General features: G+C 55.7%; 10 protein-coding genes. 3 read left to right on the top strand and 7 right to left on the bottom strand.

The genetic code is table 11. The features are described from left to right. Nucleotides 1-163 precede the first annotated feature (163 nt). From purQ to purC, 4 genes are all read right to left on the bottom strand, one after another. On the bottom strand, nucleotides 164-838 hold the full coding sequence (purQ, locus tag Q3Y58_RS13945) for a phosphoribosylformylglycinamidine synthase subunit PurQ (protein ID WP_319622657.1): 675 nt from the start codon (nucleotides 836-838) through the stop codon (nucleotides 164-166). Between the two features lie 26 nt (nucleotides 839-864). Next, nucleotides 865-993: a phosphoribosylformylglycinamidine synthase-associated small membrane protein gene (locus tag Q3Y58_RS13940; protein ID WP_319622656.1), complete on the bottom strand. Its 129-nt coding sequence runs from the start codon at nucleotides 991-993 to the stop codon at nucleotides 865-867. 15 nt (nucleotides 994-1,008) lie between these two features. After that, on the bottom strand, nucleotides 1,009-1,248 hold the full coding sequence (purS, locus tag Q3Y58_RS13935) for a phosphoribosylformylglycinamidine synthase subunit PurS (RefSeq protein WP_274218644.1): 240 nt from the start codon (nucleotides 1,246-1,248) through the stop codon (nucleotides 1,009-1,011). 177 nt (nucleotides 1,249-1,425) lie between these two features. Next, nucleotides 1,426-2,190 carry a phosphoribosylaminoimidazolesuccinocarboxamide synthase gene (gene purC / locus Q3Y58_RS13930; protein ID WP_274218645.1) on the bottom strand — a complete coding sequence of 255 codons (765 nt, stop codon included), beginning with the start codon at nucleotides 2,188-2,190 and terminating at the stop codon, nucleotides 1,426-1,428. A 344-nt stretch (nucleotides 2,191-2,534) separates the two neighbouring features. Here purC and Q3Y58_RS13925 point away from each other — a divergent pair, with 344 nt between their 5' ends. Both Q3Y58_RS13925 and Q3Y58_RS13920 read left to right on the top strand, forming a co-directional pair. Further along, nucleotides 2,535-2,858, top strand: coding sequence for a DUF1476 domain-containing protein (locus Q3Y58_RS13925; RefSeq protein WP_319622655.1), 324 nt, complete (start codon nucleotides 2,535-2,537; stop codon nucleotides 2,856-2,858). A gap of 125 nt (nucleotides 2,859-2,983) precedes the next feature. Beyond that, nucleotides 2,984-3,787 (top strand): HpcH/HpaI aldolase family protein, encoded by an 804-nt coding sequence (locus Q3Y58_RS13920; protein WP_319622654.1) that lies wholly within the window; start codon nucleotides 2,984-2,986, stop codon nucleotides 3,785-3,787. Nucleotides 3,788-3,895: 108 nt separating this feature from the next. Here the strand turns inward: Q3Y58_RS13920 and rpe are convergent, their stop codons facing one another. The 3 genes from rpe to Q3Y58_RS13905 form a co-directional block, all read right to left on the bottom strand. Next, nucleotides 3,896-4,573 (bottom strand): ribulose-phosphate 3-epimerase, encoded by a 678-nt coding sequence (gene rpe, locus Q3Y58_RS13915; protein WP_319622653.1) that lies wholly within the window; start codon nucleotides 4,571-4,573, stop codon nucleotides 3,896-3,898. Nucleotides 4,574-4,631: 58 nt separating this feature from the next. Then, nucleotides 4,632-5,618, bottom strand: a complete 987-nt coding sequence (locus Q3Y58_RS13910) for a sodium:proton symporter (protein ID WP_319622652.1) — start codon at nucleotides 5,616-5,618, stop codon at nucleotides 4,632-4,634. Between the two features lie 119 nt (nucleotides 5,619-5,737). Continuing rightward, nucleotides 5,738-6,217, bottom strand: a complete 480-nt coding sequence (locus Q3Y58_RS13905; RefSeq protein WP_274218650.1) for an Lrp/AsnC family transcriptional regulator — start codon at nucleotides 6,215-6,217, stop codon at nucleotides 5,738-5,740. A 167-nt stretch (nucleotides 6,218-6,384) separates the two neighbouring features. Here Q3Y58_RS13905 and Q3Y58_RS13900 point away from each other — a divergent pair, with 167 nt between their 5' ends. Next, nucleotides 6,385-9,870 (top strand): indolepyruvate ferredoxin oxidoreductase family protein, encoded by a 3,486-nt coding sequence (locus Q3Y58_RS13900; protein ID WP_319622651.1) that lies wholly within the window; start codon nucleotides 6,385-6,387, stop codon nucleotides 9,868-9,870. The last annotated feature ends 5 nt before the right edge of the window (nucleotides 9,871-9,875 follow it).

The raw sequence follows: 9,875 nt of genomic DNA, 5'->3' as shown, positions 1-9,875 counted from the left end.
TCTCGAGACTGACCATCTCAAAAGCGGTCTGCTGGGGGGAGGGTTTCTTCAACATACCCCATTGAATCAAAAGTCCCCGCATAAAGCGAGGACTTTCAATCACTTTGTCAGCAGTCTGAAGCCCGCTCACTGAGCGGGCTTTTCTGTAGTTTTTTCAGATAGATCAGGCTGCTGCCAAGTTCGCGAAAACGCTTTCGAACATGGCGCGGCCCTGCAGGCCGCCGTGCAGATCTTCGATCAGATTTTCCGGATGCGGCATCATGCCTAGAACGTTGCCCTTGGCATTGGTGATGCCGGCGATGTCGTTCAGGGAGCCGTTTGGATTTGTGCCGTCTGCATAGCGGAAGGCAACCTGACCATTGCCTTCGATCTGGGCCAGGGTTTCTGCGTCCGCAAAATAGTTGCCGTCGTGGTGGGCAACCGGGCAGCGCCATACTGCGCCTTTCTCCATCTTGGAGGTGAAGGCGGTATTGGTGTTTTCGGTCTTGAGCATCACTTCCTTGCACACGAAGTGCAGGGAGGCGTTGCGCATCAAGGCTCCCGGCAGGAGGCCCGCTTCGGTGAGCATCTGGAACCCATTGCAAACGCCAAGAACGTGACGGCCCTTATCCGCTGCGTCCTTGATGGCTTGCATGATTGGCGAACGGGCAGCAATAGCGCCTGAACGCAAATAATCCCCGTAGGAGAACCCGCCGGGAAGGACCACGAGGTCTACATCCGGAAGTGCGGTTTCAGTGTGCCAGACGGTGGCGACAGGCTGTCCGGAGATTTTCTCCAGCGCCTTGATCATGTCGCGGTCCCGGTTGGAGCCGGGGAAGATGATGACTGCGGACTTCATAGGACCTTAGCTCAGCTTTCTATGAGTTACAGAAGGATAAAAACTGCGAGGAGGGAGAGCAGCATGGGTAGCAGGATGAACACAGCCGCCTTGATGGCCAGGAAGCGAACGATCTTCCGGGTATCATCTTGTTGCGCTTTGGATGTGTCCTGCATGCACTCGGCCTCAGACTAGAGCAGCTCAATGGCGTAGTTCTCGATCACAGTGTTGGCGAGAAGCTTTTCGCACATGGCTTCGATTTCTGCCTTTGCAGCTTCTGCATCGCGATCGGTCAATACGATGTCAAACACCTTGCCCTGACGGACACCTTCAACACCATCAAAACCGAGAGAGCCCAGAGAGCCTTCGATTGCTTTGCCCTGAGGGTCAAGAACGCCGTTCTTAAGGGTAACGGTCACGCGTGCTTTCATGGTTTTGTCTGGTCCTCTGAATTGGGTCGTGTCGCTGAGCGCCGCAGAAAAACAGCGCCAAATTGTCGAGGGTCTCTTACCCCGGACAAGCGTGCGATTAAAGGAAAAAATAAGGGGCGATCACATATGTCGCCCCGTTTTCTTCGCGTTCGCTGGTCAGTCTCAATAGAGGCTGAATTACTTAACCAGCACAGGACCACCGCCCTGTGGACGGTCGTTCTCGATCAGGATGCCGAGACGGCGTGCGACTTCCTGATAGGCTTCGACCATGCCGCCCATATTCTGACGGAAGCGATCCTTGTCGAGCTTGTCATTGGTCTTGGTGTCCCACAAACGGCAGCTGTCTGGAGAGATTTCATCAGCCAGAACAATGCGCATCATGTCGCCTTCGATAAGGCGGCCAAGCTCGATCTTGAAGTCAACAAGGCGGATGCCAACACCCATGAACAGGCCCGACAGGAAGTCGTTGATGCGAATGCCCAGAGCCATCATGTCATCTAGCTCTTGAGGCGTTGCCCAGCCAAATGCCGTGATGTGCTCTTCAGAGACCAGCGGGTCACCCAGCTCATCGTTCTTGTAGTAGAACTCGATGATGGAGCGCGGCAGCTGCGTTCCTTCTTCAACGCCAAGGCGCTTGCTCAACGAGCCAGCAGCCACGTTGCGGACAACGAGCTCGATAGGAATCACTTCCACTTCGCGAATGAGCTGCTCGCGCATGTTCAGGCGGCGCAGGAAGTGGGTCGGAATGCCGAGATTGTTCAGGTTGGTGAAGATGTACTCGGAAATCCGATTGTTCAGCACGCCCTTGCCGTCAATAACCTCATGCTTCTGGTTGTTGAAGGCCGTCGCATCGTCTTTGAAATGCTGGATCAGTGTACCTGGCTCAGGCCCTTCGTAAAGAATCTTGGCCTTGCCTTCGTAAATTCGCCTGCGGCGGTTCATTAGCGCGTACCACTAGTGTTCGAGAAACGTCAATTGCAAGGCCCTTTGCCGCCAGCCTCCGCCGCACCGGCGTCCATGTTCATGGCCTGCTCGGTGGGGTATGGCTCTTAGCGGGCTCGGGACCCCGCTCGTGCGCGCGGAAGTTAACCGACTTTTGGACAAATCACAAATGGCCATTTTCCAATAGGCGTGAGTGCCTCCAAATGCCGGCAGTCTCTGACAAGATACGGTGAACTGCCATTTTGACGTGGGCGTGCCAATCGCTTAGAATTAAAGGGAAATCGGTGAGCTGAGAGTCGGCTCTTCGCACTTTGGGAGAAGTGCGGCACAGCGGGAGAAAACGTATGACGACCTTCGACAACCGCGAAAAAAGCTTTGAGCATGGGTTCGCAATCGGGTCTGAGCTGGCTTTCAAAGCGAGGGCGCGTCGCAACCAGATGATCGGCCTGTGGGCTGGAGAAAAGCTCGGTATGGACCCTGCAGCGGCTGATGCCTATGCCTCCGAGTTGGTGGCGCTGGACCTGAAACCAGAAGCTGATGACGTTGTTTTTGAGCGCATTGCTGAAGACTTTGCCAAGGCAGGTGTTGCCCAATCCCATCACCAGATTCGCCGGAACATGATGCAGATGCAGATTGAGGCGGAGCGGCAGGTAAGGGAGAGCGTTTAACGCACTTGAGCTGACGCAAACACGGGGGTGAGGCCGTTCGATGTGACGGTCATGCATGTGCGTGCAATGCCTTGGCTTTACGCGCGTTGTTCTCGTGAATTGGCTTTTTGTCTTTGGGAGGAGACATGAAAACATGTGGTGAGAGCCTTGCCTCAAGGCTAAGGCAGGGCGCTGTCGTTCACAGCGCCTGGAGCAACTTCGGGGTGCCTGTCGTCTGTGAAGCGTTTGTGCGCGCAGGCTTTTCCAGTGTTGTGGTTGATATGCAGCATGGCATGGCTCGCGGTAGCGAGGCGCGGGACTGCGTTTCGGCTATTGTTGCTGCCAAGGCTTCTGCGGTAGTTCGCGTGTGTGTTGGCAGCTTTCAGGATGCAAGCTGGATGCTGGATGTGGGTGCGGAGGCGGTGATTGCACCCATGGTCAACAGTGCTGAAGATGCCAAGCGACTTGTTGAGTTTTGCAAGTACCCTCCCGTTGGCGCGCGAAGTTTCGGCGCTTTCCGCGGTTGCATGCTGAACGATTGCGATATGGCAAGCTACCAGAAAACGGCCAATGAAGAGACGGTTGCCATGGCGATGATTGAGACACCGAAAGCAGTTGGCGCGTTGGATGACATCCTAGCCGTGGACGGTTTGGACGGTGTGTTTGTCGGGCCCGCGGACCTGTCTTTGACCCTCTCAAACGGTGGGGAAGTGGCACCCGAATCCGATCATGCATTAAGCATGCAAAAGGAAATCGCTGAGAAGGCCGAGGCCGCTGGGAAGTTCGCCGGGATTTACTGCGTCAGTGAGAGGCATTTTCACGCGTCCGTGGCAAGTGGCTACCGGTTTTTGGCCTATGGTGCGGATGGCCAGATCTTCGGAGAGGCTGCCCGGCACGTGTCCAGTTTGTTGTCGTCACATCCAACTAAAGGTTCCAGCGACATTTACTAGGCGTCGTTCCATCACAGGGTAGCTATGGACATGTTGTCCGCTGAAAATGGAAAAGCCCGCAAGCTTCAATCTCGCGGGCTTTTGTCGTTTCAAATCAGGTGTGTGTGACTAGCGACGAGCCGCATCTCCAGCAGCACGGATGGCTGCAATGTTCTGGCGGTAGCTCTCAAGGGTGCCCCCTTTGAAGACGGCTGAGCCTGCTACCAGCGTGTCCGCACCTGCCTCTGTGATGAGGGGGGCGGTTTCGGGCGTGATGCCGCCATCAATCTCGATGCGGATCGGACGATCGCCAATCATCTGTTTGATGCGGCGCGTCTTTTCGATCATGGAAGGGATGAATTTCTGCCCGCCGAAGCCTGGGTTCACGGTCATCACGAGGATGAGATCCAGACGGTCGAGAACATACTCGAGGCTGCTTTCTGGGGTCGCCGGGTTGAGGGAAACGCCAGCTTTCTTCCCCTGGTCCTTGATGGCTTGCAAGGAGCGGTCCAGATGCTTGGAGGCTTCCGCATGAATGGTGATGTAGTCGGAGCCCGCCTTGGCAAAGGCTTCAATGTAAGGATCGACTGGTTCAATCATCAGGTGCGTGTCGAAGACCTTGTCGGTGTACGGACGAATGGCGGCAATAAAGTCCGGCCCGAAGGTGATGTTCGGGACAAAGTGGCCGTCCATCACGTCCAGATGGATCCAGTCGGCGCCAGCTTCTGCTACGTCGCGAACTTCCTGACCGAGCTTTGAAAAGTCCGAGGCCAGAACGGACGGTGCGATGACGAGTGGATTGCTCATCTCAAGGTCTCCAGAGCATGCTTGTTAGTCTTGTCATGGCGCTAGCACGAGGGCGTTGTCAACGCAAGTTGCCCACTGGCCGTAAACGACGCGCAAGAGGGGAAAGAAATAGGGGCATGAGGAAAATGGGGAGCTGGCCGAGGCTGAAGTAAAGCCATGCAAACTCTGGGATGCTGCCGCCAAGACTGGCAAGCATGAGGCCGAGATTTCGTGCTCCAACTGAATGAGCGATGACAAATGCATCGCTGCCTCCGCTGCGGAGGAACATAAGTGCGGTCACACCCATTTGAAGCAAGGTCGCGCCAAAGGTGATGAGGGTGAAAACCAGAGGCACGGCGGGATCTGTAAGCAGCAGGTGAGCGACGCCATCCATGGCCGCTACTGCGAAGACAAACAGCACAATGCAATTGAGGCCGTTGAGGTGGTTGGCGCTGGCGGCGATGCGTGCTGTACCAATCACCTTTCGGCAAAGTGCGGCCAAAGCAATGGCTGCCGCCAGCATGAAGAACATGTTCAGCGCAAATGCAAAGGGATCCACTTTCAGCGTTGCTGGCAGGATGAGTGCAGCAATCATAGCGGAGGAGAGCGGTGCGATCAGGAGTGTCACAACTGAGAGGGCAAGGCTGAATGCCCCATCCAGCCGAAGCATGTAAATGAAGGCGGGCGCGGACATGACCGGCGGGGCGGCCGTGGCAATGAATAGCGCTGTCATGGCGCCGGGGGCAAGGGCCTCAAGATCGATGGCTAGCGCGCCAGCAGCGCAGATCAGGGGCCATACGATCATCATCCAGACACCCGCTGCAATGAGCAGTTTGGGTCGGCGCAGACGGGCTTGGAGCGCGGTGGTGTCTACTCGCAAAAGGTTCAGAAAAATCAGGATGAAGATGGCCGTGGTCAGAAACGGTCTGAATGTGCTCGCAAGATGCGGCAGCAGGATGCCAAGCAGGAGCGAGATGGCAACCGTGTAGGTGCCGTAGTGGCCAAGCAGCGCCAAAGCCTTGAGCGGCAATTCGGCGAGTGCGCGCGGGCCAGAGAGGGATGTCACTGAGCGATCCTTACGCAGCGAAAAAATTCAACAATGGATAGTCTTTCCGACCAGAGGTGGCAAGAGAAGTGCGTCATCCAGGAGCCGTGCGAAACACGGCTCTAAAACTTTAGTTTAATTCAACTTTCGCGAAGTGGTAGCGAAACCGTCTCCTTGATGGTTGAAACCACGATGCGAGACTGCACGTCGCTCACAAGTGCATTGTCCAGCAACTTCAATCTGAGGAAGTCATCATAGGATTTGATATCGCTGGTGACCACTTTGATCAGATAGTCGACGGCACCCGTGATGCGTTCGCAGGTCACGACTTCCGGCCAGCGAGCGACCAGTTTGTCAAACTGTTCCATGTTCTCCCTGCTGGGGAGTGACAGTTTTACAAAGGAATAGGCCAGAAAATTGAGGCCAACGGCTTCCCTGTCCACCACTGCCGCGACCTGCTTGATGACGCCCGTTTCCTTTAGTTTCTTGATTCGACGCCAGCACGGTGTCTGGCTCATGCCTGCCTCCCGGGCAATATCGGCGATGGACATGGACGCGTCCCGTTGCAAGATTCTCAACACGCGAATGTCCGATAAATCTAGGAGAGAATTTTCGTTCATGTGCCCCTGTAGGAATTTTTATTTCGATTAGTTACGTAATATCAGGTATGTTAGCACAGAAATATCTAGAAAAAAGGATCATGATAAGGGGGAGAACGTGAGCTTTTCGCAACCATGAGGAGGAGGGACAAGCCTCAGGTTGCGGTAGGGAGGAGGAGCCCCATACTATGAATGTTCATGTGCCTACCGTCCGTTTAGATGATAAGTATACCTCAACAAATGGTCGAGTTTATATTTCAGGCATTCAGGCTTTGGTACGCGTTGCGCTTGACCGCGCACGTCTTGATCATGCAACGGGTTTGAACACTGGAGGTTTTATCTCCGGTTATCGTGGATCCCCAATTGCGGGGTATGACAGCGAACTGCAACGATCACAAAAGTTTCTAGATCCACTTAACATCCAGTTTCAGCCGGGAATCAACGAAGAACTGGGCGCAACGGCGGTCTGGGGTTCCCAGAAGGTGCGTCAGCACGGCAAGGGCGCGAATGTCGACGGCGTTTTCGGCATCTGGTACGGCAAGGCACCGGGCGTGGACCGAGCCGGGGACGTGCTGAAACAGGCAAATGCCAGCGGTGTGGACCGCAACGGTGGCGTGTTGGCTCTGGCTGGGGATGACCATCTGGCGAAGTCGTCCATTCTTCCCGCGCAAAGTGAGTTTTTCTTCCAGCACGCAGAAATGCCGGTACTGAACCCTGCCGATGTGCAGGAGGTTCTGGATTTCGGTCTGCATGGCTTTGAGCTCTCGCGCTTTGCGGGCCTTTGGAGTGCGATGATCTGTCTGGCCGATACGATGGACGGCTCGGCGACGATTTCCGTTGACCCGGAGCGTCTGTCGTTCATCTGGCCTGAAGACAAGGACCCGCACAAGAGCGCTGAATTGAACCGCGTGCTGCTTCTTGGCAACCGCCTTGAAACGGAACGCTTGCTGCGTGATATCCGCTTGCCTGCAGCGCAGGCTTATGCCCGCGCAAATCGTTTGGACTATGTAGGCTATGGTGCGCGCAAGCCACGCCTTGGTCTTGTCGCAACCGGCAAGGCCTACCGGGACCTGTGCCAGGCGCTTCAACTCTGCGGCATTACCGATGAGCGTGCGAAGGAGATCGGCCTTGCAGTTTACAAGGTCGGCATGCCTTACCCACTGGATCCGGCGGGCTTTGGAGAGTTTGCCCGTGGTGTTGAGCGCATCATGGTGGTGGAACATAAGCGCGCCTTCCTCGAGCCGCAGATCAAAGAGCTGGCCTACGGCTGGTCAGAGCAGCAGCGTCCAGAGGTGTGGGGCAAGAAGTCGCCGCAGGGCGATCCTCTGCTCTCCGATGTGCTTGAACTTTCCATGGATGAACTGGTGCGGGCGGTGATGACGTTCCTGCCACGGGATTACGTCACAGACGAAATGAAGTCGGTTGCGGACCGCATGATGCGCCAGCAGATGTGGGCTCAAGGGCACGGCGAAAAGGCTTCCAGAGTTCCGTACTTTTGCTCCGGTTGCCCGCATTCTTCTTCTACAGTTGTCCCGGAAGGGGCCCGCGCCATGCCGGGTATCGGCTGTCACGCCATGACCGAGGTGGCGGGGCGCACCACGGACGGCCAGATCGCCATGGGCGGCGAGGGCGTTTTGTGGGTTGGTCAGGCTCACTTTGCCAAGGACAAACACGTTTTTGCAAACATGGGCGACGGCACCTACTTCCATTCCGGCATTCTGGCGATCCGTCAGGCGGTCGCGGCGAAGGTGCCCATCACCTATAAAATCCTCTTCAACGATGCGGTGGCCATGACAGGTGGCCAAGAGCATGATGGTGAGTTGACGGTTCCTGAGCTTTTGAGCCAGTTGCAGGCTGAAGGTGTTGGCAAAATCGCGCTGCTGTCAGAGCGTCCCGAAATATATGAGGGTCGCCGGGATCTCGCGATTTCCATGCCGGTTCAGCACCGAGATCATCTGATGGAGGTGCAGAAGGAACTGCAACAGTTTGAGGGCGTTTCGGCGATCGTTTACGATCAGACCTGTGCTGCGGAAAAGCGCCGCCGGCGCAAGAAAGGGCTCTATCCCGATCCGGACAAGCGTCTTTTCATCAACGACCGTGTGTGCGAAGGCTGCGGCGATTGTTCCGTCCAGTCCAACTGCCTGTCTGTTGAACCGCTTGAAACGCATTTTGGCGAAAAACGTCGGATCAACCAGTCGTCATGCAACAAGGATTTTACCTGCGTAAAGGGCTTTTGCCCGTCCTTCGTGTTTGTAGAAGGCGCGACGCTGCGCAAGGCCAAGAGCGTTGAGCTTGATTTGGATGGTCTCATTGAGACACTTCCAGAGGTGGTGCCTGCCAACTTGGATGAAACACGGAACATGCTCATTGCCGGTATTGGCGGGATGGGTGTTACCACCATAGCTGCAGTTTTGGCCATGGCGGCGCATGTGGATGGCATTCAAGCCTCAACATTGGACATGACCGGCTTGGCGCAAAAGGGCGGCCCAGTAACATCGCATATTCGATTTGCGGCAGCTGACAAGACAATTGAAGGGCCTCGGGTGCCGCCAGCACGGCTTGATATCTTGCTGGCCAGCGATATGCTCGTCGCCACGAAAGCCGAGCAGCTTACGCTTGCCCACCGCACACGAACAAAGACCTTTGCAAATACGCGAGTTGCGCCGACGGCAGAGTTCGCGATGAAGCAGACGCTCTCTTATGCTGACGCCAAGATGGTAAAGACGCTCGAAGAGGCTTCGCTAGAGCTTTCTCAGCACAATTTGGCAACGATTGCGGAGAAGCTGTTTGGCGATGCGATCTTTACCAACATGATGCTGGTCGGGCTGGCCTACCAGTCCGGTAGCCTGCCACTGTCTGCGGAATCGATTGAACAGGCGATTACCCTGAACGGCGCGGCGGTGAAGCCAAACATCAAGGCTTTCCGCGCTGGGCGAGTGCTTTATGCCAATGCAGAGGCGATCTTTAAGGCCATGCCGCGTGAAGATGCGCTGAAAGCGATGAGCCTAGACGAAAAGATTGCGTTTTATGCCAAGGAGCTCACGGCCTACCAGAATACCGGTTACGCAAGCGCATTTACGTCGCAGATTGCGGCGCTGCGCAAACAGGATGAGGTGCATGGACCCGGTACCATGGAGCTGACGTCGACAGCGGCAGACATGCTCTACAAGGTTATGGCCTACAAGGATGAGTATGAGGTGGCGCGTCTTTACTCTGATCCAGAGTTCAAGCAGAAGCTCGCAGCCCAGTTTGAAAACCCTCGAAAGCTGAAGGTCATGTTGGCGCCGCCATTGATGTCCCGTGAGCTGGATGCGCGCACGGGCCGTCCGAAGAAAAAGGAGTTCGGTCCTTGGATATTCAAGGCGTTTGAGGTTCTCTCTCGTCTCAAAGGGCTGCGTGGCACCAAGTTCGACCCCTTCGGATATACCGAGGAGCGCCGAGAAGAACGGGCTCTGATCAAGCAGTATGAAGCGGATATCAACCGCGCCATCGGTTTGCTTGGCACATCCAGTTACGGTCTCCTTCTTGAGTTCATCAAGCTACCAGATCTCATCCGAGGCTATGGACCGGTAAAAAAGGCGTCACTTGAGAAAGCGAAGATTCGCCGTGATGAGCTCATTGCTCACCTTGATGACGATCCAAGCACGGTTCAGTTCAAGGCAGCGGCCGAGTAAATCTC

It is taken from the genome of Nesiotobacter zosterae (assembly GCF_033843645.1).
Classification (GTDB): Bacteria; Pseudomonadota; Alphaproteobacteria; order Rhizobiales; family Stappiaceae; genus Pseudovibrio; species Pseudovibrio zosterae.
The sequence above is the reverse complement of the archived record's forward strand: the minus strand, read 5'-3'. Positions and strand labels throughout refer to the sequence as shown.

Excerpts from the sequence above, each read along its gene's own strand:
- Q3Y58_RS13940 (WP_319622656.1), bottom strand. The coding sequence starts at position 993 with ATGCAGGACACATCCAAAGCGCAACAAGATGATACCCGGAAGATCGTT.
- Q3Y58_RS13925 (WP_319622655.1), top strand. The coding sequence starts at position 2,535 with ATGACGACCTTCGACAACCGCGAAAAAAGCTTTGAGCATGGGTTCGCA.
- purC (WP_274218645.1), bottom strand. The coding sequence starts at position 2,190 with ATGAACCGCCGCAGGCGAATTTACGAAGGCAAGGCCAAGATTCTTTAC.
- rpe (WP_319622653.1), bottom strand. The coding sequence starts at position 4,573 with ATGAGCAATCCACTCGTCATCGCACCGTCCGTTCTGGCCTCGGACTTT.
- Q3Y58_RS13905 (WP_274218650.1), bottom strand. The coding sequence starts at position 6,217 with ATGAACGAAAATTCTCTCCTAGATTTATCGGACATTCGCGTGTTGAGA.
- purS (WP_274218644.1), bottom strand. The coding sequence starts at position 1,248 with ATGAAAGCACGCGTGACCGTTACCCTTAAGAACGGCGTTCTTGACCCT.
- Q3Y58_RS13900 (WP_319622651.1), top strand. The coding sequence starts at position 6,385 with ATGAATGTTCATGTGCCTACCGTCCGTTTAGATGATAAGTATACCTCA.
- purQ (WP_319622657.1), bottom strand. The coding sequence starts at position 838 with ATGAAGTCCGCAGTCATCATCTTCCCCGGCTCCAACCGGGACCGCGAC.
- Q3Y58_RS13920 (WP_319622654.1), top strand. The coding sequence starts at position 2,984 with ATGAAAACATGTGGTGAGAGCCTTGCCTCAAGGCTAAGGCAGGGCGCT.